The following is a 26,838-nucleotide window of genomic DNA, read 5'->3' as shown; positions in this document are numbered from 1 at the left end:
GCTCATTGGTATACAAAAATTCCCCGTGTTTTGCGAGACTATAAACCCGTCTTTCGGTATCGCCTGATGGGTGTATACCCTAGGTTATTAACGCAAAAACAATGGGATAGAGTGACGCATGCCGCAAGTCCGCGCGTTGGGCAAGTCCTGCTTGTCTGCCCTGCGCCTTTCATTGGTATACAAAAATATTCCACTTTGGGACTACGCATGCTTACCCTGAACAGTCATCCGTCCGGCCGGCATTTCCTGCAGATTCCGGGGCCGACCAACGTGCCCGACCGCGTGCTGCGCGCCATCGACCAGCCCACCATCGACCATCGCGGACCCGAGTTCGGGGCGTTGGGCCTGGCGGTGCTGGAAGGCGTCAAGCAGGTGTTCCAGACGCAGTCGCCGGTGGTGATCTTTCCGTCGTCCGGCACCGGCGCCTGGGAAGCCGCGCTGGTCAACACCTTGTCGCCCGGCGACCGCGTGCTGATGGTCGAGACCGGCCATTTCGCCAGCCTGTGGCGCAAGCTGGCAGGGCGGCTGGGCCTGGAGGTGGACTTCCTGGAAGGCGACTGGCGCCACCCGGTGGACGCGGCCGCCATCGCCGCCCGCCTGGCCGACGACCAGGGGCGCAAGATCAAGGCCGTGTGCGTGGTGCACAACGAAACCTCCACCGGCGTGACCAGCGACATTGCGGCCGTGCGCGCCGCGATCGACGGCGCCGCGCATCCAGCGCTGCTGATGGTGGACACGATTTCGTCGCTGGGCTCCATCGACTACCGCCACGACGAATGGGGCGTGGACGTGACCGTGGCCGGCTCGCAGAAAGGGCTGATGCTGCCGCCAGGCCTGGCCTTCAACGCCGTCAGCGCGCGCGCCCTGGCCGCGGCCGACGAGGCGCGGCTGCCGCGCTCTTACTGGGACTGGCGCGAGATGCTCACCGCCAACGCCCGCGGCTACTTTCCGTACACGCCGTCGACCAATCTGCTTTACGGCCTGCATGAAGCCCTGGCCATGCTGCGCGAAGAAGGCTTGCCGCAAGTCTTCGCGCGCCACCAGCGCCACGCCCAGGCCACGCGCCTGGCCCTGGCCGGTTGGGGGCTGGAGCTGCTGAGCCTGGATCCGGCCGCGCACAGCCCGGCGCTGACCGCGGTGATCATGCCGCAAGGCCATGGGGCCGACGCCTTCCGCAAGCTGGTGCTGGAACGCTTCGACATGTCGCTGGGGCAGGGCCTGGGCAAACTGTCCGACCGCGTGTTCCGCATCGGTCATCTGGGCCACTTCAACGACCTGACGCTTTGCGGCACGCTGGCCGGCGTGGAAATGGGCCTGGCCGCGGCAGGCGTGCCGCATCGTGCGGGCGGCGTGCAGGCGGCAATGGAATTCCTGGCCGGGGCGCGCGCAAGCGTGGCGGCCTGAGACACACACATAACGAGGGAAACAATGAACACACTCATGCAGCAGGCGATCCAGTTCGCCAACGACCACGAATCCGCCTGGGACCGCAGCGTCAAGGGCAACTTCGGCGTGCACCTGAACGATCCGCCGCCCTGGAACCGCCTGCTCGGCCCGATCCACGACCGCGGCCCCGTGTCTGGCGTGGTCTCCGTGCGCGGCGAGACCATCGCGTCCTGGGGCGAGCCCGAACGCGCCGACCTGACCTTCAGCGTGGCCAAGCTGTACCTGGCGATCCTGGCCGGCGTGGCCCATGACCGGGGCCTGCTGCCGGACGTGGATGAACCGGTGGGCAAGCGGGTGCCGGGCATCGGCTTCGATGAAGGGCAGAACGCCGACATCACCTGGCGCCATCTGCTGCAGCAGACCAGCGAATGGGAGGGCGAACGCTTCGGCGTATCGGACCAGGCCGACCGCTACCGCGCTGTCACCTTCGGCGTGCCGCCGGACGGCAAAAAGGGCGAGGCTCGGCCTCTGCAGCGTCCCGGCACGTACTGGGAATACAACGACGTGCGCATCAACCAGCTGTCGTATGCGCTGCTGCACCTGTTCCGCAAACCCTTGCCCGAGGTCTTCCGCGAGGCCGTCACGCGGCCCATCGGCGCCAGCGAAGACTGGCAATGGGTGGGCTACGACAACGCCTGGGTCGAGATCGACGGCCAGCGCATGCCGTCCGTGCCTGGCGGTTCGCACTGGGGCGGCGGCATGTCCATCAGCGCCCGCGATCAGGCGCTGATCGGCCAGATGCTGCTGAACGACGGCATGGCCAACGGACGCCGCATCCTGTCCAGCGAGTGGATCCGGGACATGCGCACGCCATGCGCGATCGCGCCGTATTACGGCTATCTGATCTGGCTGAACCATGAAGGCCGCGTGTTCCCCAGCGTGCCGGCTTCCAGCTTCTTTGGCGTGGGGGCGGGCAGCTCGTTTACCTGGGTGGAGCCGGAACGGCAGATGGTGGTGATTGTGCGCTGGCTGAACTCGGCCCACGCCGACGCGCTGTTCGGCAAGATCCTGGAGGCTGTGGACGCTGGGGTTTAGATCGTTGTTGGCTTGGCTTGAGGATATCGAGGGGCTTCGAGCATGCGGATGTCGGGGTTCTGAACCGCCGAGGCCACCCTGCGCCATTCCGATGCTCGCCCCAGTGGGGCTGCGCTTCGGATGGCTCCGGGCAGCCTCGGCTGACTCTCGCCCGATGCGATGGTTGTTCCCCGTTCATGGGCGGATGCCCTGAGCCGGTGGCCGGGCGGAGGGATCCGAAGCGCAGCCCCACCGGGGCGAGCATCGGAATCCCGCAGCCCGGACGCCGGCGGCTCAAGAACCCCAGCCTTACAAAACCAAACGTCAACACTCCACCCAAGAATGCCCCGGATGCGAATTTGACTGGCGCGGGCTTAACGTTGCATGCTCCCGCCTAATCCATTTCCGTGAATGAGAGGAAGCCAACCATGAACTACCGCCGCCTCGGCCGCAGCAATCTCCGCGTCTCTCCGCTCTGCCTGGGCACCATGATGTTCGGCGAGCAGACCCCCGACGACGAAGCCGCCCGCATCGTCGCGTCCGCGCGTGACCATGGTTTGAACTTCATCGACACCGCCGACGTCTACAACGGCGGCCGCTCCGAAGAAGTGGTCGGCAAGCTGCTGAAAGGCCAGCGCCACGACTGGGTGCTCGCCAGCAAGATCGGCAACGCGGTCGGTGTAGGCCCGAACCAGGCCCACTATTCGCGCCAGTGGCTCATGCGCGGCGTCGAGGAAAGCCTCACGCGCCTGGGCACCGACTTCATGGACATCCTCTACCTGCACCGCGACTACCACGAGGAAAACCTCGAAGAAGCGCTGTGGGCCCTGGGCGACCTGATCCGCGCCGGCAAGCTGCGCAGCTTCGGCCTGTCCAACTTCCGCGGCTGGCGCATCGCCGAAGTCATGCGCCTTTGCGAAAAAATGGGCGTGCCGCAACCCGTGGTGTGCCAGCCTTACTACAACATGCTCAACCGCGGCCCCGAAGTCGAGATCCTGCCCGCCTGCAAGCACTACGGCCTGGGCGTCGTGCCCTACAGCCCGATCGCGCGCGGCGTGCTTACCGGCAAGTATCTGCCGGGCCAGGCGCCCGCGGCCGATACCCGCGCCGGACGCGGCGACCGCCGCATCCTGGCGACCGAGTTCCGCGAAGAGTCCCTGGAAATCGCGCAGAAGCTGGTCGCGCACGCCGCCGCGCGCGGCACGCAGGCGGGCCATTTCGCCACTGCCTGGGTGCTGGCCAATCCCGTCATCACCGCGGTCATCGCCGGCCCGCGTACCCTGGCGCAGATGGAGGACTACTACGCGGCCCTGGACGTGAAGATAACGGCCGAGGACGAGGCCGTCGTCAATGACTGGGTGACGCCGGGCCATGCTTCGAGCCACGGCTACAACGACCCAAACTACCCGTTCTACGGCCGCCCGGTAGCGGCGGCCTGATACGGGCATAGTCCAAGGGTAAGAAGCGCCGGCCCGCATGGCCGGCGCTTTCACGTTCAAGCCTTGCCCAATCCCCCGCGCGGCATGGCAGGCGGCGCGGCCGCTTCCAATTCAGCCGGCTGCACGCCGCGCCCGATCAGCATGGCGCAGATCGCCGATACCACCCCCGCGAACAGCACGTACAGGCAGATCAGCCAAGGCTGGCCGCCGCCCGTCTTCAGCAGCGCCGTTGCGATGATGGGCGTGATGCCCGAGGCGAAGATCCCCGAGAACTGATAGACGAAGGAAATCCCCGTGTAGCGCACCTTGGCGTCGAACAGCTCGCAGAACAGCGCCGCCTCCGGCCCGTACACCGCGGCGTAAAGGATGCCGAACGGAATAATGATCGCGAGCCAGATCAGCATCACGCTGCCCTGGCTGTTGAGCATCAGCCAGAATCCGGGGAAGGACGCCGCCGCAGTGATGAGCGATCCCCAGAAATAGACCCGGGTGCGGCCGATTCTGTCGGACAGCCGGCCGAAGAAAGGGATGAAGAAGCACATCACCAGGGCCGCGGCCATCACCCCGATCAGCGCTTCGGTCCGGCTGATCTGCACCGTCTGCGTCAGGTACGAGATCGAGAACACGCCGAACACGTTGAAGAACACGCCGTCGATATAGCGCGCGCCCATGCCCTTGAAGACATTGCCCGGATAGCGCTTGAGCATGTCGAAGAACGGAATGCGGCTCTCGGCGTTGTTGGCCTTGACCGCCGCGAACTCGGGCGTCTCCTTGATGTTCAGGCGGATGTACATGCCCACCAGCACCATGGCGGCCGACGCCAGGAAGGCGATGCGCCAGCCCCAGGCCATGAACTGCGCATCCGTCAGCAGCGTGGACAGCAGCGCCACCGTGCCCGAGGCCAGGCACAGCCCGATGGCCAGCCCGATCTGCGGCAGCGAGGCATAAAAGCCTTTCTTGCCCGGTGGCGCGTATTCGTATGCCATCAGCACCGCGCCGCCCCATTCGCCACCCAGCCCTATGCCCTGGAATACGCGCAGCAAAAGCAGCAGGATCGGCGCCCAGATGCCGATGCTGTCGTAGGTTGGCACCAGCCCGATCAGGAAGGTGGCGATGCCCATGATCATCAGCGTCATCACCAGCATGCTCTTTCTGCCGATGCGGTCGCCGAAGTGACCGAAGATCAGGCCGCCCAGCGGCCGCGTGACGAAACCGACGGCAAAGGTGGTGTAGGCCAGCATGGTCGAGACCACCGGGTCGCCAGTGGGGAAGTACAGCTTGTTGAACACGATGCCCGCGACGACGCCATACAGGAAAAAGTCGTACCACTCGATGGTGGCGCCGATCAGCGACGCGGCGACGACTTTGCGCACCGCGGCTTCGTTTTGCTTGGCCATGTCTAGTCTCCTTTGGTGGGGCGGTCGGGCAATCTGCGTTGTCCTGCGCCTTGGGGTTCTGCTATCCGGGGTCCGTCATCTCCAATTCAGGCGGCGACGCGCAGCGCCTGCGGCTGCGCTTGCCTGAGGTCCTGCAACATGAATTCGGCCGCGCGTTCGGCCAGCATCACCACCGGCACGTTGGTGTTGCCCGACACCAGCGTCGGCATGATGGAGCAGTCCACCACCCGCAGCCCGGCCACGCCGTGCACGCGCAGGCGCTCGTCCACCACGGCCATCGGGTCGCTGGACGGCCCCATCTTGGCGGTGCCGGACGGGTGGAAGATCGTGGCGCCGTATTCGCGGCAGAAGTGCAGGATCTCGTCGTCCGTGCGCACGTCCGGCCCGGGGCGGAACTCGCGTTTCATCAGGCCGGCCAGCGGTTCGGTGGCGGCGAGCCTGCGCGCATATTTCACCGCGGCGACCGCCATCTTGGGGTCCAGTTCGGTGGACAGGTAATTGGGTTGCATGGACGGCGCTTCGAACGGGTCCGCGCTGCGCAGTTGGACCCGGCCGCGCGACGTGGGCCGCAGCTGGCACACCGAATAGGTGCAGCCCGAGAACGGATGCACCTTGCCGCCCGCCATGTCGGCCGACAGCGTGGCGAAATGGAACTGCGTGTCGGGCGTGCGGCTGGCAGGGTCCACGCGGCAGAACACGCCGCCCTGGTTGATGCCCACCGCCAGCGGCCCGCCGCGGAATAGCAGCCATTCCAGGCCCATGCGGGCGCGGCCCGTCAGGCTGCGCAACTGGTCGTTGGTGGTGATGGGGCGGGTGGTCTCGTAGATCAGCCGGATCTGCAAATGGTCCTGCAGGTTCTCGCCCACGCCCGGCAGGTCGCGCACCACGCCAATGCCGAACTGGCGCAGCAGGGCCGCGGGGCCGACGCCGGACAGTTGCAGCAGCTGCGGCGATTGCAGGGCGCCCGCGCACAGCACCACTTCGCGGCGGGCGCGCACGGTGTGCACCTGGCCGTCGCGCCGGTAGCGCACGCCGCAGGCGCGGCGGCCCTCGAACAGCACGGCCATGGCGTGGGCGTCGGTTTCCACGCGCAGATTGCTGCGGTCCTGCGCCGGGCGCAGGTAGGCCACGGCGGTGGAGCAGCGGCGGCCGTTGCGCGTGGTGAGCTGGTAGTAGCCCACGCCCTCCTGGTCGCCGGTATTGAAGTCCTGCACATGCGGCAAGCCCAGCTTTTGCGCGGCGCCGATCAGCGCTTCCACCAGCGGATGCGCCGTCTTGATGGAGGTGGCGTTGAGCATGCCTTCGGTGCCGCGCGTGGGGCCGGGACCGAGGTCATTGTTCTCCAGCTTGCGGAAATAGGGCAGGCATTCGTCCCAGCTCCAGCCCGGATTGCCGGCGGCGGCCCAGGCGTCGTAGTCCTGCCGCTGGCCGCGGATGTAGATCAGGCCGTTGATGGAGCTGGAGCCGCCCAGCGTGCGGCCGCGCGGCCAGTAGATGCGCCGGTCCAGCATGCCGGGGTCGGGGTCGGTGTAATAGCCCCAGTTCAAGACCTTGTGGAACATCGTCTTGCCGTAGCCGATGGGGATGTGTATCCACGGGTTGCTGTCCTTGGGGCCGGCTTCCAGCAGGCAGACGCTGTGCGCGCCGCTGGCGCTCAGCCGGTTGGCCATCACGCATCCGGCCGAGCCGGCGCCAACCACGATGTAATCCACGGTATCGGACATGTCCGCAAGCTCTCCCTGCAGCAGGGCGCCGCGCCAAGCCTATGGCGCGTTAACCCTGCTTGTCGTTGTGGGGCGCACTTATATACTGGATCGATGCCGGCGCCTGGGCGCTGCGGCATTTGAGGCGATTCTAGGAAGCGCGCGCGCAGAGCAAAGCACAACAGGCGCAGGGGCGGAAAAGTGGAACAGAATATGCAGATTCAGTTTCAAAATCGCGGTGCAACATCGGCGCAGCAGGCCGACGACGCCGCCAGCCATCAAGAGGCCGCGCGTTCGCTGCGGGCGCTGGTGGTGCTGGACCACCTGGCGCGCGCCCAGCATCCGCCCACGCTGGCGCAACTGGCGCAGCGGCTGGACATGCCCAAGACCACCTTGATGCGCCTGCTGGCGGCCATGCAGCGCGCCGGCTTCGTGGCCGCCACGCCCACCGAGAACGGCTTCGTGCCGGGGCCGCAGGCAGCCACCCTGGCGCTGGCCACCTTGCGTGCCTCCGCCTTCACGCGCGCCTGCCGCGCGGTGCTGGCCCAGCTGGTCGGCACCCTGGGCGAAACCTGCAACCTGACCGCGCCAGACGGCGACCGCGTGGTCTACATGGAACGCGTGGAAACCGCCGAGCCGCTGCGCCTGTTCTTCGCGGTGGGCAGCCACGTACCCATGCATTGCACCGCCAGCGGCAAGCTGTTCCTGGCGTCCATGAACCGCTTGGAGCGCGGGCGGGTGCTGGCGCGCCTGCCGTTGACACGCAACACGCCGCGCACGCTGACGGACCCTGCCAGGCTGGAAGAAGAACTCGAAAGATTGGGCGCGCGCGGCATCGGCATCGATAACGAGGAATTCGTGCGCGGCATGAGCGCCGTGGCGGTGCCGGTGCGCGACGCCGATGACCGCGTGGTGGCGGCGGTGGCCTGCCATGCGCCGACGGCGCGCGTGATGCTGGACGACCTGCTGCGCGCGGTGCCGGTGCTGGAACGCGCCGCGCGGGCCATGCACGACGTACTCGAGCAGCACCGAACCGGCGCGACGTAACGGCGCGGCCTCGGGCCTGCGGGTTTTCAATCGGGCGTGAACAGGTCCGGCGGCAGGCGCGCCACGGCGTCGTAGGTCAGGCGGATGTGGGCGGCCAGCAGGTCACAGGCGTGGTCGGCATCGCGCGCCAGCGTGGCGTCCAGGATGCCCTTGTGCTCATCGTCCAGGTCGCGCGCGATGGGTTTGCGCGTGACGGTCAGGCGGCGGTAGCGCTCGGCCTGCTGGTACAGGATGCCTAGGAAATGGTGCAGCCAGCGCGACGGACAGGCGCGGATCAGTTCGCGGTGGAATTCGCGGTTGCGCTGCTCCCATTCTTCAAAGCGGGTGTCGGGGTCGGCGGCCAGGCGCTGCTCGGCCTTGCTCAGCCGGTGGAAGGCGGCCAGCACCGCGCTTTCCCAGTCGTCGTCGCCCAGCGCGATGGACTGGCGCAGGGCCTGGGTTTCAAGCAGCACGCGGTTCTCGGTGATGTCGCGGAAGTCTTCCAGCGAAATCGGCGTGACGTGGAAGCCGCGCTGTCCTTGCGCGATGACCAGCGCGTCCGACACCAGCAGCGCCAGCGCTTCGCGCAGCGTGCCTGCGCCCACGCCGTAATCGTCCTTCAGGTGTTCGACGCGCAGGCGGGAACCCGGCGGATGCACGCCCTGGATGATGTCGCGGCGCAGGTTGACATAGGCCGCGCCGACCAGGGTGTTGGCCGAGGCGGAATGGGCGAGCGGGGGGAGGGTGGCGCCGTCTGACATGGGAGCTACTTTATCACTGCGTTCAAAAAATCTCGATAAAAATTATTGACGCCGAGATTTATGCTGCTTATCGTAGAAAAAAAGCGTCGAGACCACGACCGGCACCGAGCCGGCGGCTGGCGCACCCAGGAGACAAGCACAGTGATACGGCTACACGACGTCCGGCGTACCGGCCCGCGCACCGGCAACCTGCCCGAAATGTCTGCCCGACGGCCCTTGTTGCGTCCGGTTCTGAGCCATATTGCGGCTTGCGTGGCGGCGGTGGCCGCACTGGCCGCGAGTCCTGCGGCCAGCGCGGAAACCTGGCCGGCGCGGCCGGTGACGCTGCTGGTCAATGGCGGCCCAGGCAGCCTGCCGGACCTGTTCGCGCGGCCCTTGGCCGAACGCCTGCACCGCTCCCTGGGCCAGCCCGTCGTGGTCGAAAACAAGCCGGGCGCTGGCGGCATGCTGGCAATGCAGCAGCTCAAATCCGCGCCGGCCGACGGCCACACGCTGGCCCTGGTCACCAATGCCCACCTGGTGTGGAATCCCTACATCTTCCCGGCCCTGACCTACGATCCGGCGCGCGACCTGCAGCCCGTCAGTCCGCTGGCGGTCATTCCCATGGCGCTGACGGTCAACGACAAGCTGCAAGCCCAGTCCCTGGACCAGCTGCTGGCGCTGGCGCGCCAGAAGCCCGGCCGCCTGAACTACGCGTCCTCGGGCAACGGCAGCCCGCCCCACGTGCTGTTCGAGATGCTGCGTGAACAGGCCGGCGTCGACATCCTGCACGTCCCGTTCAAGACCGGCACCGCCGCGCTGAATTCGGTGCTGGCGGGCGATACCGAAATCTATTTCGCCGGCACCGCGCTGGTCGAGCCCATGGTCAAGGACGGCCGCTTGCGCGCGCTGGCGATGAGCGAGACCGTGCCCGACGCCGCCTTCGGCAAGACTCCCACGCTGGCCGCCAGCAACTTCCGCGGCTTCGAAGGCGCGGTGTGGCTGGGCGTGGCTGCGCGCGCCGGCACGCCGGACGCCATCGTGCAGCGGCTCAACGAAGAAATCGGCCGCGCGCAGCAGGACGGCGCGCTCAAGCAGATGTACGCCAGCCACGGCTCCTTGCCGTACCATCTGACGGCGGCGGCCTTCGCCCAGCGCGTCGCGGCCGAGCGGGACACTTCCGGTCCCGTGCTGCGCAAGCTGGGCATCAAGCCCGATTGAACCTCCTACTTCCAACCCTGGTATTCGGGGCTCCGCTTGCGGGGCCCGCAGCAGCTTATGAACCTGATCGAAGAGATTGTTGAAAACTCCCCGTCCATCCGCGACATCCGCAGGGACATCCATGCGCATCCGGAACTGGCGTTCGAAGAGAACCGCACCTCCGACCTGGTGGCGCAGCTGCTGGAAAGCTGGGGCATCCCGGTGCATCGCGGCTTCGGCAAGACCGGCCTGGTGGGCGTGATCCGCAACGGCGAATCCGGGCGCACGCTGGGACTGCGCGCCGACATGGACGCGCTGCCGATGCACGAGGTCAACCAGTTCAGCCACGCCAGCAAGCATCCTGGCGTGATGCACGCCTGCGGCCACGATGGCCATACCGCCATGCTGCTGGGCGCGGCCCAGCACCTGGCGCACCATCGCAACTTCGACGGCACCGTCTACCTGATCTTCCAGCCCGCCGAAGAGCGCGGCGGCGGCGCGCGCGAGATGATGCGCGACGGCTTGTTCGAGAAATTCCCCATGGAAGCCGTGTTCGGCATGCACAACATGCCCGGCATACCGGTGGGCTGCTTCGCCTCGTCCGCGGGGCCGGTGCTGGCGTCCAACAGCGAATTCCATGTGACCGTGCGCGGCAAGGGCGGCCACGCGGCCATGCCGCACCTGTCCATCGATCCCATTCCCGCGGCGGCGCAGATGATCGAGGCCTTCCAGACCATCATCAGCCGCAACAAGAAACCGCTGGAGACGGCAGTCATCTCCGTGACCACGGTGCAGGCGGGCGGGGTGGTCAACGTCATCCCCGACACCTGCGAACTGCGCGGCACCGTGCGCGCCTACACCCGCGAAACCCTGGACCTGATCGAGCGCCGCATGGGCGAGATCGCCGAGCACGTGGCCGGCATGTTCGGCGCGCAATGCGAATTCGTCTTCACGCGGCACTATCCCTCGACCATCAACCACGAGGCCGAGACCGCCTTCATGCGCAACGCGCTGACGCAGGTGGTGGGGCAGGAGCGCGTGCTGGTGCAGGCGCCCATCATGGCGGCCGAGGACTTCTCTTTCATGCTGGAAGAGGTGCCGGGCAGCTATTGCTTCATCGGCAACGGCGAAGGCGACCACCGCGAACCCGGCCATGGCGAAGGCCCGTGCCTGGTCCACAACACCAGCTACGACTTCAACGACGCGCTGCTGCCGATCGGCGCGAGCGCCTTCGTGAAGCTGGCTGAGAACTGGATGCCGCGCAAGTAGCGGCGCTACAGCCCCGGCGGCGGTCGCGCCGGGGCCATGCGGCCATCAGCTTCAGTGGCCGGAATCGGCCTGGACCGATAGTTCGTGGTTGCGTGTGCGCACCAGCAGCGCGCTGAGCGCAGCGGCCAGCCCCGCGATCAGGGCGCCCGCCAGGAAGGTCAGCTGATAGCCGCCATTCAGCGCCAGGGTCGGCGCCGCGCCAGCTGCCGCCAACCCGGCGCTGCGCGCTGCGGCCAGGCTGGCCAGCACCGCCAGCCCCAGGGCGCCGCCCATCATGAAAGCCGTGTTCACTACGCCCGAGGCCAGGCCGGACTGGCTGGGTTCCACATCGCTCATCGCGGCCAGCAGCATCGGATTGAAGGCCACGCCCGCGCCCAGTCCCAGCAACAGCATGGCGGGCAGAACGTCGGCGGCAAAGCTGCCGTCCGCCGGCGCGCGCGCGAACAACGCCAGCCCCAGCGCGGCAATGAACAGGCCTATGGCCAGCGGCCCGCGGATGCCAAAGCGCATCACCAGCTTGGCCGACAGTCCCAGCGAGAACGCCGCCATGATGAGGTTGGCCGGCAAGAAGGCCAAGCCGACTTCCATGGGGCTGTAGCCCAGCACCAGCTGCATGTACAGCGCCGACACGAAAAACCACGCAAACATTGCCGCGGCCCATAGCACGCCAACGATGTTGGCCGTGGCCACATTGCGCAGGCGGAACAGCCCCAGCGGCATCAGCGGCGATTCGACGCGCGCCTCGATGGTCAGGAACAGCACCATCAGCGCGGCCGCCGCGCCCAGCAGGGTCAGCGATTGGGTCGACGTCCAGCCGGCCTCGTTGCCATTGACCACGGCATACACCGCCAGCATCAGCGAGGCGGTGACGCTCAGCGCGCCGGCCACGTCCAGCCGGGCGCCCGCGGCGGCAGGCGGCGCGGCCGGAATCAGCCGCAGGCACAGCGCATAGACCACCACGCCGATGGGCAGGTTGACCAGGAAGATCCAGTGCCAGGACAGCGCGCTGGTCAGCAGCCCGCCCAACAGCACGCCGATGCTGCCGCCGCCCGCGCAGACAAAGCCATACACGCCCATGGCGCGCGCCCGTTCGCCGGTTTCGGTGAACAGGTTCATGATGAGCGACAGCGACACCGCCGACACCACCGCGCCGCCCAGGCCCTGCGCGGCGCGCGCGGCGATCAGCAGGGTCTGGCCCTGGGCCAGCCCGCAGGCCAGCGACGCCACCGTGAAGACCACCAGGCCCGCCAGGAACATGCGGCGGTGGCCGAACAAGTCGCCCAGCCTGCCACCCAGCAGCAGGAAGCCGCCGAAGGTCAGCATGTAGGCATTCACCACCCAGACCAGCGAGGTCTCGGTGAAATGCAGGTCTTCGCGGATGGAGGGCAGGGCGACGTTCACGATGGTGGTGTCCAGCACGATCATCAACACGCCCAGGCAAAGCACCATCAGCGCCCACCAGCGTTGCTTGCCATGTATTCCGTGCGTCATCGAGTCTTGCTCCGTGAATGGCGGCAGTCGGGTGCGCCGCCTTGTTCCAGGTTCTTAGTGCGAAACACGCCCGCCGCTGACCATCCAGCGCGTGCCATAGCGGTCTATCAGCGCGCCATAAGCCTCTACCCAGAAAGTCTTCTGCAAGGGCATGGTGATGCTGCCGCCTTCGGCCAGCAGGTCGAAGACGCGTTGCGCGTCCGAGACCGTGGGATAGGCCAGGGACAGCGCCACGCCCTGCTTGCCGGGATAGGGATGCCCGGCGGTGGCGTCGCTGCCCATCAGGGTCTGCTCGTCCAGGCCCAGGCGGGCGTGCATGATACGGCCCGCGTCCTCGTCCGACAAGACCGGCATGGCGGCGTCGGGCGGGGCGTCAGCATAGCGGATCATGGCCTCCATCCGTCCGCCCAGCACGCGCTCGTAGAAGTGCATGGCCTCGGCGCAATTGCCGTCAAAGCTGAGGTAGGCGGATAGTTGGGGCATGATGTCTCCAGGGTGACGGGCGGACAGTGCCAGGAGGGCGGCGCCGCTCTATGATGGAAGCCTGACCCCACGTACAAAGGAGCCCGGCCATGCTGAAAGGAAGCTGCCATTGCGGACAGATCGCGTTCGAAGTCGATGGCGAACCGTCCCAGGTACTGGAATGCAATTGCTCGCACTGCAGCCGCAAAGGCTATCTGCTGTGGTTCGTGCCCCGCGCCAGCGTGCGCCTTGCCACGCCCGCCAGCGGCATGTCGACCTACCGGTTCAACAAGCACGTGGTTTCACACCACTTCTGCGCCAATTGCGGCTGCGCGCCATTCGGTTTCGGCGTGGGCGCCAAGGGCGAAGAGACAGCAGCGGTGAACGTGCGCTGCCTGGAAAACGTGGATCTGAACGCCTGGCCCCGCATCCCGTACGACGGCCGCAGCGTCTGAGCGCCGCGGACCGCGCTACATCATAGGGCAAGGCCGCGCCGCGCGATATGGCGAGTGCGTGACATGTCTTTTCATCGATTTGAACTAGTTTCAGGGAAGCGCCGCATGAGCACCGTAAAACTGCTGTCCGACGAGGAAGTCCGCCAAAACCCGCAAGCCTGGGCCGTGTTCCAAGACATCCGCGCCACGCGCAAGTCGGACTTCGTCAACAACTTCTGGCGCGCCCTGGCCAACGATCCGCCGCAGCTGGAACGGGTCTGGGGCCAGCTCAAGCAGGTCATGATGGCCGACGGCGAACTCTCGCCGCTGGTGCGCGAAATGATCTACATCGCCGTGTCCACCGCCAACGGCTGCTCCTACTGCATCCATTCCCATACCGCCGCCGCCCGCGCCAAGGGCATGACCGACGGCCAGCATGCCGAACTGCTGGGCGTGATCGGCATGGCCGCGCAAACCAACGCCATGGTCACCGCCATGCAGGTACCCGTCGACGAGGCATTCATCGTGAAATAGGAGGCCGCCATGTCTCTGATCCCGCTGTTTCCGCTATCCAACGCGCTGTTCCCCGCAGGCGTGCTGCACCTGCGCATCTTCGAGGTGCGCTACCTGGACATGATCCGCCGCTGCATCGCGGACGGCAGCGAATTCGGCGTGGTCGGCCTGTTGTCGGGCCAGGAGGTCCGCACCCCCGAAGGCGTGGAGACCCTGGCTCCCGTCGGCACCATGGCGCGCATCGCAGACTGGGACGCGCCCATGCCGGCCCTGCTGGAGCTGCGCTGCGTCGGCACCAGCCGCTTCCGGCTGCTTTCCAGCGAGGTGGCAAAATACGGCCTTTGGATGGGCCAGGCCGAGCCCATCCCCGATGACCCGCCCGCGCCCCTGCCGGCCGCCATGCAGCCCAGCGCCGACGCGCTGGGACGCCTGGTGGCCCAATGGCAGCAAGATGGCGTGTCCCCCGAAAGAATGCCCCTGGGCCCGCCGTTCCGGCTGGATGACAGCGGCTGGGTCGCCGACCGCTGGTGCGAACTGCTGCCGCTGCCGCCCGACGACAAAGCCGCCTTGCTCGCCATGACCGATCCCGTGGCGCGCCTGGCGGCGATTCAGGACGTGCTGCGGGGGCAGGGGTTGGCTTAGGACAGATGCCAGGGGCCGCAAGTTGTTTACAAGGCCTGGGCGTAACCGTATTTGGACACCATGGAAATCAGGATAGACGAGGGCCTGCGCGCCTACATAGACCCCTTGACCGACGACGAGCGCGAAGCGCTGGAACGCAGCCTGCTCGCCGAAGGTTGCCGCGACGCCCTGGTGCTATGGGGCGACCTGCTGGTCGACGGCCACAACCGCCATGCCCTTTGCATGAAGCACGGCATCCCCTTCGAGACCCGCCAGAACACCTCATTCAAATCCATCGAGGACGTGCACCTCTGGATGATCGAAAACCACCTGGGCCGGCGCAGCGTGTCGGATTTCCAGCGTGGGGTGCTGGCGTTGCGCAAGAAGGAAATCCTGCAGGCGCGCACCGCCTCGGCGCCCGCGCCTGACGATCCACCCTGGGATGAAGACTCCGGCGAACCGCCGCCATTGCCTGCCGCAGTCGTGTCGCAGGCGCTGAGCCGGCAGGCCCTGGCTCGGGCTGCGCGTATCAGCAGCAATACCTTGGGGCAGATCGAGAAGATACAGAAGGCTGCGGCGCCGGAATTGGTGCGGGCGGTCAAGGATGGGGCTATCTCCATCAACGCTGCGGCGGCGGTGGCGACGTTGCCGCCCGAGCGGCAGGCTGCGGCTGTGGCCGGCGGCAGGAAGGAATTGCAGCAGGCTGCCCGGGAAGTCCGCCAGGCCAAGGCGCCGCCGCCTCGGGAGGCTGTGCCGGATATTCCTATTGAGAATATTGCGGATTTGCCGGCTGAGGTGGCGCGGTTACGGGAGTTGCTGACTCGGCTGACGGATGAAAGGGATCAGTTGAAGAAGAAGGTGATGCATTTGACGGTGGCGCTGGCCGAGGCTAGGAATGCGTCTGGGGGAGGGGATGATTGAAGGCAGGAGCAATTGCCAAGCGCGGGCGTTGCTTCGTGTGGTCTGGCAACCTGGCGATGTAAGCCGTTGATGGACTTGCTCCAACCTTGCGAAATTTCTGCTTTTCGCCAAGAGCGGCGATTTCACGCTTGCGGGTCTATACTCGGCACCCGCCAATTTGCGTGATACGACAAGGCCAAATGAAAGCAAGAGAATTGCTCATCGCTACGCTGGGAGCGTTGGTGTTGAGTCAACCATCGCCATCCTTCGCACAAAGCATCAACGGGAAGAATCTCTACACGCAGAGATGCGCGATGTGCCACGGCGCAGATATCAAGGGTACGGGGCCTTTGGCCAAGAAAAGCAATCCTCCCACGCCCGATCTCACAACTGCTGCGTTCAAGAAGCGGCTCAATGACTATCCGGGCGTCATCGTCTCATCGGTAATCCTTCGTCCGAACGGAGACCTGATTCCGAGAACGTTGAGGGAGAACGGCGTAAAGCTGGCGCCGCACTCTTGGACCGTTCAGGATTTTCGTGATTTGAACAAATACATGAGCGATGTGATTGCAAAAAGCCGATGAGGGCGCGTTGGCCGGCTGGCTGCGCGGCAACTTCGCGATCCGGATCAAAGCGAACAAGACGGTCAGTATCAGATTCGACGGACTGGATGAATTGCAGCGGGATGGAGGCTACCGCTACGCCGTCGTATCGCTTGGCAGGATCGGATTGCTACTTCCGGGCTAGTTACTTACCAAGCGATCACGAATAACCTAGATCCGATTTTAGGCAAGCGTCTAAAGGGAGGGTCTATGCTTGAACGTAGCTATCTCAGCAACCGCTACACCGTCTCGGATCCGGACGCGCGGCTGAGGCGGGAAGACAATCTCATGGCGTTCGAAACGGCCAATGGAGAGATTCAAAAAATACCGCAAGGGATCGTCATACGTGTTGACGCGATTCAGCGCTTGCAGACGGGAGCAAAGAAGGTCGCACTGTTTGCGCATGCCGTCCGAGAAAACGGCGAGCCACTTGGCTGGACCTCGACAAAGAACTTCGAAGGCTCGTTTATCAATGAGACCCTTGATCTGCTCAAACCCGGGGCTGGAAGCGGAAAGTTCGGTCCTAACGCAGCGTGGTCGCGCGGCGCCTACATTGGCCAGATCGACCTCGTCGAAATAGTCGATTCGACAACGGAAATTGAGCGTCTTTCTATTGCTACCGTTACGCCATATCTGGAAATGGTAGGGAAGGCGAAGTCGTCAGGTGTAAACCTCACCATCAATAGCGGGTTCCGATCCTATCCGGAGCAGAAGATGCTATGGGATGGGTATGTCAAGCGTCTTCCCGGATTCAATTTGGCTGCGAAGCCCGGCAACTCGAACCACCAGAACGGGATCGCCATCGATATCGCTGTCGCGGGCGCGGACGGCAACGAGGTCTATGAGTGGCTAAAACAAAACGCGCCTCGCTTTGGGTTCGTTCGCACTGTCAGCGGTGAGCCATGGCATTGGGAACACGATCCCATACGCGCTCAGCAGGCGGTTCAAAATGGGACCTACAAAATTCCATCTGTGACTGGCTGACAGGGCGAATCTCTTTGGAACTGCCCGTGAAGCCGTAAGCACAGAAAGGTTCAAACTACGGGCGGTCCCGTCCTAGGTAGCTTCCAGCTTTGCAGTGCGCTTGCGTCGCAGCTCAACCACCTGTTCCGCGCCTACAGCCCGAGCCCGCAACTGCCCACAGCCCCCATCCACATCCTGCCCAGCGCTATTTCTCACCTTGGTCAGCACGCCACGGCTTTGCAGGGAGCGGACGATCTCGTGGATGCGCTCGGTTTCGGGGCGCTGGTAGTCATCCCCTTCAAGGCTGTTAAAGGGAATGACGTTGAGTACCCCATATTTGCCCTTCAGCAGACGCACGACCGCATCGAGTTCGTCGTCGCCGTCGTTGATGCCCTTGAGCAGCGTCCACTGATACTGGATCGGATAGTCGGTGTCGCGAGCGTATTTCTCGCCCAGTTCGATCAGTTCTTCCGGCGCAATTTTCGGCGCGCGCGGCAGCAGGTGTGCGCGCAGTTCGGCCTTGGTCGTATGCAGCGACAGCGCCAGCGCGGGCTTGACGCGTTGTTGCGGCAGGGCTTCGAACACCCGCAGGTCGCCCACGGTTGAGAACACGAGATTCTTGTGGCCGATATTGCCCTCGGTGCCGAGCAGGTCGATGGCTTCGAGCACGTTGTCGAGGTTGTGCGCCGGTTCACCCATGCCCATGAAGACGACTTTTTTCACTACGCGCTGACGCCGCGCCAGCACGACCTGGGCCAGGATTTCCATGCTCGTGACCTGGCGGATCAGGCCGCTCTTGCCGGTCATACAGAAGCGGCAGCCGACCGCGCAACCGACCTGGGTGGAGACGCAGAGTCCGTCGCGCGGCAACAGCACGCTTTCCACCATCTGCCCGTCGGCGAGTTCGACCAGCAAGCGCGAGCCGTCGTTGCCTGCGTGTTCGGAGCGGACGCGGGCGAGGGCGTCCAGCTCCGCCGTCAAAGCCGGGACGGCGTCACGTAGCGCGAGAGGCAGAAAGTGCTCGGCGCTCCGGCGTCGCGTGCCGGTGTCGAGCGCTTGCCCTTGCAGCCAGACGCGCACGAGGCGGCCACGGTGGACGGGCAGGGCGCCGAGAGCGGCGAGGCGTTGGTCGAAGTCGGAGTAGCGCATGGGGGGCGCATTTTACCCTGCCGCTGGAACGAGCTGTCGTAGGGTAGGTGGTCTCGTTGGTGACTACTGCCGTTGCACTTGACCCGGTCCGAGTTTCCCTGGTTAATGTCGCTGCGTACGATTTAGCGGCTCCAGCGCAGGGGTTTTTCCGTCTCTCCACGTCAAGGTTATGGTTGCATCCACTCTCGTTGCCATGCTGTGTGCACATCTATTGTGCTTTTCGGGCATGTTTTTGCTGATTAGCCGCCGCTTGCCCGGCAACAGGATGGGAATGGACTTTTTCGCCGCGGGCAATCTCCTGCTGGCGTTGGCCTATATCCTGCAACTGGTTGAAGGCGGACCCGCCTGGAGTGTGATGAGCGTCGTTAATCACACCCTCACGCTGGCTGCCCCGATCGCCTACTGGCTAGGCGCCATGCGCTTCTTTGGGCGTCAGGTCCGATTGTGGCGCACGTTGATCATTTTTTCCGTGGTCTATGGCATTGCGCAATGCCTGGTGCAATGGGGCGCAGGACCCACCGCGCGTTACGCAATGCTTGCGGCGATGGCGAGCGTGCTCTTCTTTGCAATGACCATAACCGTGATCTATGGCGTTCGCACTTTCGCGAAAGATCTGTACGGGGAGATGTTCTTCTTCGCGTTCCTGATAGGCGGAATCTGCATTCTGAATGCGCTGAAGTTCTTGAAAATCGTAGATGGCGGCCTGGATGCGCTGCATATGGATAGTCGATTTCAGATGATCTTCTACATCTACATGTCGACCCTGGCGACCATAGTCCCACCTTCCATTGTCTGGCTGGTACTGCGGCGGCTGACGGATAGCCTGCGCAATATGGCGGCGCGCGATCCCATGACGGATCTCCTCAATCGCCGAGGACTCCAGGAGGCGCTGACCCGGTCTTTTAATTCTCGGAATGCCGGGGCGGCTCGATTGCTGCTGTTGGATGTCGACCATTTCAAGCGTATCAATGACACCTATGGGCATCAAGCTGGCGATGAAGTGATCTGCCAAGTCGCGGACATACTTCGTTCCACGGTTCGCAACGGCGACTTGACGGGGCGTATTGGCGGGGAAGAGTTTGTGGCTGTTTTTCTGGAAGCTGATGGGGACCGTGTAATCCACTTGGCGGAACGTCTGCGTGCCAGCGTTGAGAATCAGGCAATCAAAGTGACGGGTTCCGACGATGTGCTGCGCTGCACGGTCACCATTGGAGTTTCACCACCGTTTCATGGTGTGGATGAGTTGGAGGATGCGCTTCGGCAGGCGGATGTCGCTCTGTATAGGGGAAAAACGGCGGGACGCAATCGAATCGAATCGACCGACGTCTTTGCCAATACTCCGCTTGACGACCCTGAAACAGCGATTGCGTGAAATACAGATTACCGCCTGAGCAAGCCACGAATTGTGGGAAAGAATGTACATGTATGGATTGTCGATGCGTTTAGTCGGATCGCTTACAAATGTCTGTTTTCGGCCACGAACGGTCATTCGGAAGATATCGCGGAAGCCGGTCATTCCCCTGTGTTGACCTGCATAACCCAAAGCCGCTAGGATTGCAGACATGGCTACTCGCTCCAAATCCCTCTTTTCGCTGGTCCGTGCATGTTGTCAGAACGTGCCCGGGGGGAACTGCGCCTAGCAATTAGCTATACGTTGAATCAATCGCCTCTGGCCGCCCGTTGCAAAACCGGCGGCTTTTTTGTTTTTTGCCTGCACCCTTCGATACGGAGAGAGTTGATGCCACTTGCGTTGTATGACACCTGGTCGCGTACCGTGCGCCCGTTCACGACTATCCACGCTGGCCACGTCGGCATGTATTGCTGCGGACCCACCGTCTACGACCACGCGCATATTGGCAATCTAAGAACTTATGTGTTTGAAGACATTCTGCGCCGGGTACTCATACGCAACGGCTACGAGGTCCGTCATGTCGTTAATATCACCGACGTCGGTCATCTGACTTCGGATGCCGACGAAGGCGAAGACAAGATGGAAAAAGGTAGCAGGCGGACCGGGGAGTCCGCCTATGCTATTGCTCAGCGCTACACCGAGGCCTTCGTCGCGGATTGGCATGCCCTCAACTTGCTGGAGCCGACGGTATGGTGCCGCGCGACCGATCACATCGCCGAACAGATCGCGTTTATCGGCGAGTTGGATCGGTCCGGCTACGTGTATAGGACCGACGACGGTCTTTATTTCGACACAAGCAAGCAGGATGACTACGGTTTTCTGGCCCGGCTCGACCGTGCCGGCCTGCAGGCGGGCAAGCGCGTAGCACTTGGCGCGAAGCGGAACATCACGGATTTTGCGTTATGGAAGTTCAGCCCGGAGGGCGTAGCGCGGCAGATGGAATGGGATAGCCCATGGGGGCATGGATTTCCGGGCTGGCATATTGAGTGCTCGGCTATGTCGGCGAAACACCTCGGCATCTGGTTCGACATCCACTGTGGCGGAGAAGACCATATCGCCGTGCATCACAGCAACGAAATTGCGCAAACACAGGCAGCTTACGGCACTCGCCTTGCGAACTTCTGGATACACGGACATTTTCTGACGCTCAATGCCGACAGCAAGATGTCGAAGTCGAGCGGGGATTTTGTGCGCTTGCAGACCTTGCGCAGTCGGAACATCGATCCGCTTGCCTACCGTTACCTGTGCATGACAGCGCATTACCGGAGCAAGCTGCATTTCAGTTGGGCGTCTCTTGGTGCAGCGCAGACCGCGTTGAACCGGCTTCGGCAGCTCTATTCCGGTTGGTCGGACGGTGGCGGCATCGATCCGGATTTCGCCGCGCGCTTCAACGCCGAATTGAATGATGACCTGAATCTGCCGAGGGCATTGGCCGTGCTATGGGAACTCGTCAAGAGCGAGCTCCCGCCTGCCACCTTGAAAGCGACTGTGGACAGCTTTGATTTGGTACTGGGCCTCGGGCTACGCGATTGGAGGCCAGTAGCGTCTGACATTCCGGAAAGTATCCGGGCGCTGCTCAGTGAACGCGCTCAAGCCCGAGAGGCAAAGAACTGGGCCAAAGCCGATGAGATACGGAAGGTGTTAAACACCCAAGGCTGGAGAGTTGAGGATGGCAACGACGGGCAACGCCTGACTGAAATCGCCACGCCCCTCACCGATATCGCAAGCTAGCGGTAACAGCATGGCCTCGCGTACTTAAATGGGTGTCAGACTACAATTCTCATCGAGGTTCGACCGCAGCCGCCGAAATCAAGAAAGGCCACGGAAACGCAAGCGGCTGCGGGGGCGATCATCCGACGATCGGAGCGGAAACCGATCACCCCCGGCGAGGGCGTTCAGGCGGTCAGGAAGCGCAAGACTTCGGACCAATCGTTCGTCGACAGGGCGACGTCTTCGTAGTCGCCAGCTTCTTCGTCGTAGCGCGAAACGCAGAAGCGCTGGCTTCTGCCGGATTCGCGGTCGGCGTAGTTGGCGTAGTCGACATAGACTTTCAAGCTGCGCTCCTCGTTCTCGAATGAGGGAGCAGCGTCGATGTAGCTCGATGTATCGAAATACCCTTCGGGCAGGGGCGGCAGGGTTGCGATGTCGAAGTCGGGAAATTCGCGGCGCAGTCGTTCAAGGTTCATAAGGGAAGCAAGTGGAGGCTGGAGACCTGACATTTTACGTTGCTCCGTGTCAGTCGCCACGATGGCTCCCGAAACCGAGTTTGGAAATGACGTTTATGACTTTCCAGACAGAAGCCGTTACACGAAAATCTCGAACATGACAGGCAGAACTCTCAATCAATCAGAGCTCGACTTCTTCCATAACGAAGGGTACTTGCGATTGAGCGGTGCACATTCCAAGCGCTGTCTGACGCCGCTTCGGGAGCGCATTCTGCGAGAGCTATCGCGGCTCAAGGTCTGGGCCGGCGGAAAAAGTCTTGGCAGTTCACTGAACAATTTGTCGCCGTTTCAGCAGATCGCAAAGCTATCCTCGATGGTGAAGATAGCGGATCTGGATCAAACACTGAACACGGCGGAAATGCGCAACGCAATCGCTGACCTTACCGGCAGATCTCCGCAATCTGGCCAAGGCACGCAGCCCTTGCTGTCGCTGCCTCATCAAGGACCATGGTCTCTGGGCAGCCTGAACTGGCACGTTGACCTGGCTGCGAAATCCGGCGCTGAGATCCCCGGCATCCAGGTGTTCTATCTGATCGACGACGTTGTTGAACACGGGGGCGCAACTTTAGCGCTGGCCCGTTCTCATCGCGTGGCGGGTGTAGCGGCTGGGCGGCTTCGTGGATCGTTGAAATCGCCAGGGGATCTCGAAGCTGTTCTCAGCACGTCCGACACCAAGATCATCGAGATGTCGGGACGGGCTGGCGATGTTTTCTTGATGGATATGCGCGTGCTGCACACCCCATCCGTCAATTCGTCCAGCCGTATCAGGATGATGGCCACGACGCGTTTCGGTCTGCGCACAAGCAGATAGGGCCGGATCTGCTGGGAGTTGCGGATTCAACCGCTCGTCTTTTGCGCCGGCCAAGCCCGCGATCAACCGCAGCGAATCGCGGTCATGACGTCCTTATCATCCACGATCAAATTCAAGCGCGTAGCGTTGTACTCCATCGTGACCAATTGTCCCGGGCGCAGCATGCGCGCAGTGCTGCTGCCGCTGCGGGTACGCAGGTCTTCCATCACGGACGCAGTGGCTTTCTGGCCGATCTGGGATTGCAGCGAAGATGCGTCGCAGGTCTTGCCGCCGCCCATGGATGACGAAGAACCGTAGGACGACCCGCCATAGCTGGTTCCGGCGTCAGCAGCGGACGAGGAGCTGGAGGAGCTGGACGCTGCCGGCGCGCTGGATGAGCGCGGGGCGCCGGTGTTGGCGCACGCGGTCAGGCTGGCGACCAGCAGGAAAGGGATCAGCTTTCGGATCATGTAACGCTCCTTACAACAACACGTCTGAAAAAAGCCATGATAGACCAGCGCGGGCGCGCTGTGACCGACGCCGGGCAGGGCCGCAAGCGCCATTCCTGAGCGCGGCTTCGATGATCCAAATTTTGCATTGACACTAAAGTTTCATGGGAATATATTTCTGAAACCATAGTTTCATAGGCGGGATCATCATGACTTCGGTGTTGCAGGAGCGCATCCTCGCGCTGCAGGACAGCTTCACGGACAGCGAGCAGCGGTTGGCCAGCGTGACCCTGGAGTGCCTGGGCAATATCGCGGCCTATTCGGGCGCCGAGCTGGCGCAGAAGGCGGGCGTGTCCAAGGCGACGGCGGGGCGGTTCTTCCGGCGTCTGGGCTACGAGAACTTCAACGAGGTGCGGGCGCAGGCGCGCGACGAGGCCGACCGTGGGTCTCCGCTGTACGAGATGGCGGGCGTGCGTCCGCCGGACGCGACGGGGGATGCGTTGGCGGAGCATCTGGCCACGGACTTGCAGAACCTGGCGCAGACCTTCGAGCGCCTGGACAGCCGCGACGTGGAGCGGGCCATCGAGCTGTTCGCTGGCGCTCGCCGCATCTGCATTGCGGGCTTTCGCAATGGGCGGGTGCTGGCGCAGTACGCCTGGGCCTTGCTGACGCAGCTGCGCGACGGGGTCGCGCTGGTGCCGGGCGCGGGTTTGAACCTGGCGGAGGATCTGGCTGATCTGGGGCCTGACGACGTGCTGCTGGTGATGGATTTCCGGCGTCGCGTCACGCTGCTCAAGCCCATTGTCGAACATGCGAACCGGGTGGGCGCGAAGGTCGTGGTGTTGACCGATCCCACCGCCACCGAATTGCCCGCGCGCTCGGACCTGGTGTTGCGATGCGTGAACAGCGGCGCGGCCGTGTTCGATTCCTACGTCGCGGCCACCAGCGTCATCAATCATCTGTGCTCGGCCCTGGCCCGAAAACTCGGGGCGGCCGCGCGCGAACGTCTGCAGAACATAGAACGCCTGCACGAACACTACGGCGACTTGCATCGCTGAATTCCAAGAGGAGACTGACTTGAACCATCCCATTCCGAACGTCCGGCTGCAGTACGCGCCCAATCCGGCCTTCGAACCCGCCGCGCCTTACGGCCAACGGCAGCTGGACGTGCTGGGCGGTAAGGCCTATGCGCAGGCCGAGGCGCAGATCCGCCGCTGGCCGGGCTATCAGCCCACGCCGTTGCGCGATCTGTCGGGCCTGGCGCGCGCCGTGGGCGTGGCGGGCATCCGGTACAAGGACGAGGGCGGCCGCTTCGGGCTGGGCAGCTTCAAGGCCCTGGGCGGCGCCTATGCCGTCAGCCGCCAATTGCTGCGGGAATTGGCGGTCAAGCTGGGGCGCGACGATCTGTCGGTGGACGACTTGCTGTCCGGCCGCTACCGGGAGCTGACGCAGGCCATGACGGTGACCTGCGCGACGGACGGCAACCACGGACGTTCGGTGGCCTGGGGCGCGCAACGCTTCGGTTGCCAGTGCGTGATCTACATCCACGCGACGGTCAGCGAAGGCCGCAAGCGGGCGATCGAGCAATACGGCGCGCAGGTCGTGCGTACGCCGGGGAACTACGACGACTCGGTGCGCCAGGCGGCGCAAGACGCGGCGCGGCTGGGGCGATATGTGGTCTCGGATACGTCGTATCCCGGCTATATGGAGGTGCCCAAGGACGTGATGCAGGGGTACGCCGTGATGGCGGACGAGGCCTTGCGCCAGTTGCGCGAGGCGGGCGACGGCGAATTGCCGACGCACGTGTTCCTGCAGGGCGGCGTGGGCGGGCTGGCCGCCGCGGTCTGCGCGCATTTCTGGGAGCAATTGGGCGAGCGCCGTCCGCGTTTCATCGTGGTTGAGCCGGACAAGGCGGCCTGCCTGTACGAGAGCGCCCGCGCCGGCAAGCCGGTGGCGGTGCACGGCGATCTGGATACCGTAATGGCCGGGCTGGCCTGCGGGGAAGTGTCGCTGCTGGCGTGGGAGGTGCTGCATCCCGGTGCGCAGGCTTTCCTGACGGTTGACGACGAGGCGGCGCTGGAGACGGTGCGTTTGCTGGCAAGCGGCAAGTATGGCGACGCGCCCATCGTCGCGGGCGAGTCGGCCGTGGCGGGGCTGACCGGCTGCCTGGCGGCGCTGGCCGATCCGGCGGTGCGCGATGCGCTGGGCCTGGACGCTGACAGCCGCGTGCTGGTGTTCGGCAGCGAAGGGGCGACCGACCCGGAACTGTATCAACGCATCGTCGGCCGGAGCGCCGCCGAAGTCGAAGCCGAGGGCATGGCATGACTGGCGTCAGGCTTGAGGCCGGCCGCGAGGCCGTACGGATCGATGGCGCCCGCCTATTGCGCCGCATTGCCGATCTGGCGCAGGTCGGCGCCATCGAGGGCGGCGGCGTGTGCCGCCTGGCGCTGACGGACGCGGACCGGCAGGGACGCGACCTGGTGGTGCAGTGGATGCGCGAACTGGGCCTGACCGTGACGGTGGACGGCATCGGCAATGTGGTGGGCCTGCGGGCCGGGCGCAAGGCCGGTCCGCCCGTGATGACGGGGTCGCACATCGACACGGTGCGCACCGGCGGCCGCTATGACGGCAACCTGGGGGTGCTGGCGGGGCTGGAAGTGGTGGCGGCGTTGAACGACGCGGGCGTGGTCACTGAAAGGCCGATAGCGGTGGCGTTCTTCACCAACGAGGAAGGCGCGCGCTTTGCGCCGGACATGATGGGCAGCCTGGTGTTCCAGGGCGACCTGGCGCTGGAGGACGCGCTGGCCACGGTCGGCATAGACGGCACCTCGGTGGGTGAGAACCTGGCCCGCATCGGCTATGCCGGGACGGCCCCGGTAGGCAATAACCAGGTGCATGCCTTTGTCGAACTGCATGTGGAGCAGGGGCCGGTGCTGGAACATGAGGGCTACACCATCGGCGCGGTGACGGGCGTGCAGGGCATCCACTGGATCGAGTTCACCGTGCGCGGGGTGTCCAACCATGCCGGCACCACGCCGATGGCGTTGCGCCATGACGCCGGCATCGTGGCGGCGCGCATCGCGTGCTTTGCGCGGGATCTGACCGTCGAGTTGGGGGCGGGCCAGTTGGCGACTGTGGGGCAGGTGAATCTGTTTCCCAACCTGATCAACGTCATCCCCAACCGCGCGACCTTCACGCTGGACCTGCGCAACACCGACGGCGCGGCCTTGCAGGAGGCGATTGCACGCTGCATGACGTATGCGGCGCAGGTTGCCGCGGATGAAGGGGTGGAGCTGAGCCATCGGGTGCTGGCCGATTTTGCGCCGGTGGCGTTCGACGAGGCCATCGTCGGCCGGGTCGAGGACATCGCGCGCAGCCGCGGGCACCGCGTGCGGCGGCTGCCCAGCGGCGCCGGGCACGATGCCCAGATGCTGGCGCGCATGTGCCCGACGGGCATGGTGTTCGTGCCCAGCGTGGGCGGGCTGTCGCACAACGTCGCCGAATTCACGCAGGACCAGGATATCGAGGCGGGCGCCGGCGTGTTGCTGGAACTGATGCTCGAACTCGCAGAACAATGAAACCGTAGGAGACTGA

The 26,838-nt window shown here is 64.5% G+C and carries 27 protein-coding genes; 19 read left to right on the top strand and 8 right to left on the bottom strand.

Annotated features, from left to right (window positions below; genetic code table 11):
- Window positions 1-207 precede the first annotated feature (207 nt).
- The 3 genes from ACM1PE_RS13460 (at window position 208) to ACM1PE_RS13450 (ending at window position 3,899) form a co-directional block, all read left to right on the top strand.
- Window positions 208-1,404, top strand: a complete 1,197-nt coding sequence (locus ACM1PE_RS13460; protein WP_059380104.1) for an aminotransferase class V-fold PLP-dependent enzyme — start codon at window positions 208-210, stop codon at window positions 1,402-1,404.
- 24 nt (window positions 1,405-1,428) lie between these two features.
- Complete coding sequence (locus ACM1PE_RS13455; protein ID WP_419343556.1) at window positions 1,429-2,481, top strand: serine hydrolase domain-containing protein; 1,053 nt, start codon at window positions 1,429-1,431, stop codon at window positions 2,479-2,481.
- A gap of 407 nt (window positions 2,482-2,888) precedes the next feature.
- Window positions 2,889-3,899, top strand: a complete 1,011-nt coding sequence (locus ACM1PE_RS13450; protein WP_059380577.1) for an aldo/keto reductase — start codon at window positions 2,889-2,891, stop codon at window positions 3,897-3,899.
- A 56-nt stretch (window positions 3,900-3,955) separates the two neighbouring features.
- Here the strand turns inward: ACM1PE_RS13450 and ACM1PE_RS13445 are convergent, their stop codons facing one another.
- Both ACM1PE_RS13445 and ACM1PE_RS13440 read right to left on the bottom strand, forming a co-directional pair.
- Window positions 3,956-5,296, bottom strand: a complete 1,341-nt coding sequence (locus ACM1PE_RS13445) for an MFS transporter (protein WP_059380578.1) — start codon at window positions 5,294-5,296, stop codon at window positions 3,956-3,958.
- Between the two features lie 86 nt (window positions 5,297-5,382).
- A complete protein-coding gene (locus ACM1PE_RS13440) occupies window positions 5,383-7,020 on the bottom strand; it encodes a GMC family oxidoreductase (protein WP_419343553.1) in 1,638 nt (545 codons plus the stop codon).
- A 192-nt stretch (window positions 7,021-7,212) separates the two neighbouring features.
- Here ACM1PE_RS13440 and ACM1PE_RS13435 point away from each other — a divergent pair, with 192 nt between their 5' ends.
- Window positions 7,213-8,046 carry an IclR family transcriptional regulator gene (locus ACM1PE_RS13435; protein WP_419343551.1) on the top strand — a complete coding sequence of 278 codons (834 nt, stop codon included), beginning with the start codon at window positions 7,213-7,215 and terminating at the stop codon, window positions 8,044-8,046.
- Between the two features lie 26 nt (window positions 8,047-8,072).
- Here ACM1PE_RS13435 and ACM1PE_RS13430 read toward each other — a convergent pair whose 3' ends face one another.
- Complete coding sequence (locus ACM1PE_RS13430; RefSeq protein ID WP_419343549.1) at window positions 8,073-8,786, bottom strand: GntR family transcriptional regulator; 714 nt, start codon at window positions 8,784-8,786, stop codon at window positions 8,073-8,075.
- Between the two features lie 141 nt (window positions 8,787-8,927).
- Here ACM1PE_RS13430 and ACM1PE_RS13425 point away from each other — a divergent pair, with 141 nt between their 5' ends.
- Window positions 8,928-9,986 (top strand): Bug family tripartite tricarboxylate transporter substrate binding protein, encoded by a 1,059-nt coding sequence (locus ACM1PE_RS13425; protein WP_419343548.1) that lies wholly within the window; start codon window positions 8,928-8,930, stop codon window positions 9,984-9,986.
- A gap of 57 nt (window positions 9,987-10,043) precedes the next feature.
- Complete coding sequence (locus ACM1PE_RS13420) at window positions 10,044-11,234, top strand: M20 aminoacylase family protein (RefSeq protein WP_419343547.1); 1,191 nt, start codon at window positions 10,044-10,046, stop codon at window positions 11,232-11,234.
- Between the two features lie 51 nt (window positions 11,235-11,285).
- Here ACM1PE_RS13420 and ACM1PE_RS13415 read toward each other — a convergent pair whose 3' ends face one another.
- Entirely contained in the window at window positions 11,286-12,725 is a 1,440-nt protein-coding gene (locus ACM1PE_RS13415) for an MFS transporter (RefSeq protein ID WP_419343546.1), read from the bottom strand.
- A 54-nt stretch (window positions 12,726-12,779) separates the two neighbouring features.
- Window positions 12,780-13,208 carry a VOC family protein gene (locus ACM1PE_RS13410; protein ID WP_059380401.1) on the bottom strand — a complete coding sequence of 143 codons (429 nt, stop codon included), beginning with the start codon at window positions 13,206-13,208 and terminating at the stop codon, window positions 12,780-12,782.
- Window positions 13,209-13,297: 89 nt separating this feature from the next.
- On the opposite strand from ACM1PE_RS13410, the gene ACM1PE_RS13405 reads away from it, so the two are divergent.
- The 7 genes from ACM1PE_RS13405 (at window position 13,298) to ACM1PE_RS13375 (ending at window position 17,241) form a co-directional block, all read left to right on the top strand.
- Window positions 13,298-13,642 (top strand): GFA family protein, encoded by a 345-nt coding sequence (locus ACM1PE_RS13405; RefSeq protein WP_419343545.1) that lies wholly within the window; start codon window positions 13,298-13,300, stop codon window positions 13,640-13,642.
- 105 nt (window positions 13,643-13,747) lie between these two features.
- Window positions 13,748-14,155 (top strand): carboxymuconolactone decarboxylase family protein, encoded by a 408-nt coding sequence (locus ACM1PE_RS13400; protein WP_059380399.1) that lies wholly within the window; start codon window positions 13,748-13,750, stop codon window positions 14,153-14,155.
- Between the two features lie 9 nt (window positions 14,156-14,164).
- On the top strand, window positions 14,165-14,776 hold the full coding sequence (locus ACM1PE_RS13395) for an LON peptidase substrate-binding domain-containing protein (protein ID WP_419343544.1): 612 nt from the start codon (window positions 14,165-14,167) through the stop codon (window positions 14,774-14,776).
- A 60-nt stretch (window positions 14,777-14,836) separates the two neighbouring features.
- The gene (locus ACM1PE_RS13390) at window positions 14,837-15,676 is read left to right on the top strand and encodes a hypothetical protein (RefSeq protein WP_059380397.1); all 840 of its coding nucleotides are present in this window, start codon (window positions 14,837-14,839) and stop codon (window positions 15,674-15,676) included.
- A 179-nt stretch (window positions 15,677-15,855) separates the two neighbouring features.
- A complete protein-coding gene (locus ACM1PE_RS13385) occupies window positions 15,856-16,239 on the top strand; it encodes a cytochrome c (RefSeq protein WP_306637296.1) in 384 nt (127 codons plus the stop codon).
- Window positions 16,223-16,402 carry a hypothetical protein gene (locus ACM1PE_RS13380; protein ID WP_251879848.1) on the top strand — a complete coding sequence of 60 codons (180 nt, stop codon included), beginning with the start codon at window positions 16,223-16,225 and terminating at the stop codon, window positions 16,400-16,402. The genes ACM1PE_RS13385 and ACM1PE_RS13380 overlap by 17 nt, the downstream gene beginning before the upstream one ends.
- 65 nt (window positions 16,403-16,467) lie before the next feature.
- Window positions 16,468-17,241, top strand: coding sequence for a M15 family metallopeptidase (locus ACM1PE_RS13375; protein WP_306637297.1), 774 nt, complete (start codon window positions 16,468-16,470; stop codon window positions 17,239-17,241).
- Between the two features lie 72 nt (window positions 17,242-17,313).
- Here ACM1PE_RS13375 and ACM1PE_RS13370 read toward each other — a convergent pair whose 3' ends face one another.
- Window positions 17,314-18,369, bottom strand: a complete 1,056-nt coding sequence (locus ACM1PE_RS13370; protein ID WP_306637298.1) for an RNA methyltransferase — start codon at window positions 18,367-18,369, stop codon at window positions 17,314-17,316.
- Between the two features lie 169 nt (window positions 18,370-18,538).
- Here ACM1PE_RS13370 and ACM1PE_RS13365 point away from each other — a divergent pair, with 169 nt between their 5' ends.
- Window positions 18,539-19,741, top strand: a complete 1,203-nt coding sequence (locus ACM1PE_RS13365; protein ID WP_419343543.1) for a GGDEF domain-containing protein — start codon at window positions 18,539-18,541, stop codon at window positions 19,739-19,741.
- A 366-nt stretch (window positions 19,742-20,107) separates the two neighbouring features.
- Window positions 20,108-21,511 (top strand): cysteine--tRNA ligase, encoded by a 1,404-nt coding sequence (cysS, locus tag ACM1PE_RS13360; RefSeq protein ID WP_419343838.1) that lies wholly within the window; start codon window positions 20,108-20,110, stop codon window positions 21,509-21,511.
- 164 nt (window positions 21,512-21,675) lie between these two features.
- Here cysS and ACM1PE_RS13355 read toward each other — a convergent pair whose 3' ends face one another.
- Window positions 21,676-21,966, bottom strand: coding sequence for a hypothetical protein (locus ACM1PE_RS13355; protein ID WP_419343541.1), 291 nt, complete (start codon window positions 21,964-21,966; stop codon window positions 21,676-21,678).
- A gap of 61 nt (window positions 21,967-22,027) precedes the next feature.
- Between ACM1PE_RS13355 and ACM1PE_RS13350 the strand changes: the two genes are divergently transcribed.
- Window positions 22,028-22,816: a phytanoyl-CoA dioxygenase family protein gene (locus ACM1PE_RS13350; RefSeq protein ID WP_419343539.1), complete on the top strand. Its 789-nt coding sequence runs from the start codon at window positions 22,028-22,030 to the stop codon at window positions 22,814-22,816.
- A gap of 62 nt (window positions 22,817-22,878) precedes the next feature.
- On the opposite strand, the gene ACM1PE_RS13345 is transcribed toward ACM1PE_RS13350, so the two are convergent.
- Entirely contained in the window at window positions 22,879-23,265 is a 387-nt protein-coding gene (locus ACM1PE_RS13345) for an I78 family peptidase inhibitor (protein WP_059380390.1), read from the bottom strand.
- Window positions 23,266-23,453: 188 nt separating this feature from the next.
- Here ACM1PE_RS13345 and ACM1PE_RS13340 point away from each other — a divergent pair, with 188 nt between their 5' ends.
- The 3 genes from ACM1PE_RS13340 to ACM1PE_RS13330 are packed head-to-tail and all read left to right on the top strand — an operon-like array spanning window position 23,454 to window position 26,822.
- Entirely contained in the window at window positions 23,454-24,302 is an 849-nt protein-coding gene (locus ACM1PE_RS13340; protein ID WP_082400960.1) for a MurR/RpiR family transcriptional regulator, read from the top strand.
- A gap of 19 nt (window positions 24,303-24,321) precedes the next feature.
- Window positions 24,322-25,569: a diaminopropionate ammonia-lyase gene (locus ACM1PE_RS13335; protein ID WP_419343536.1), complete on the top strand. Its 1,248-nt coding sequence runs from the start codon at window positions 24,322-24,324 to the stop codon at window positions 25,567-25,569.
- Entirely contained in the window at window positions 25,566-26,822 is a 1,257-nt protein-coding gene (locus tag ACM1PE_RS13330) for a M20 family metallo-hydrolase (RefSeq protein WP_419343534.1), read from the top strand. Before ACM1PE_RS13335 ends, ACM1PE_RS13330 begins: the two co-directional genes overlap by 4 nt.
- The last annotated feature ends 16 nt before the right edge of the window (window positions 26,823-26,838 follow it).

Source organism: Achromobacter sp. PD1 (assembly GCF_048541815.1).
Lineage (GTDB): Bacteria > Pseudomonadota > Gammaproteobacteria > Burkholderiales > Burkholderiaceae_B > Achromobacter > Achromobacter bronchisepticus_A.
Note: the sequence above shows the minus strand (reverse complement) of the source record. Positions and strands in the feature narration are given on the sequence as shown.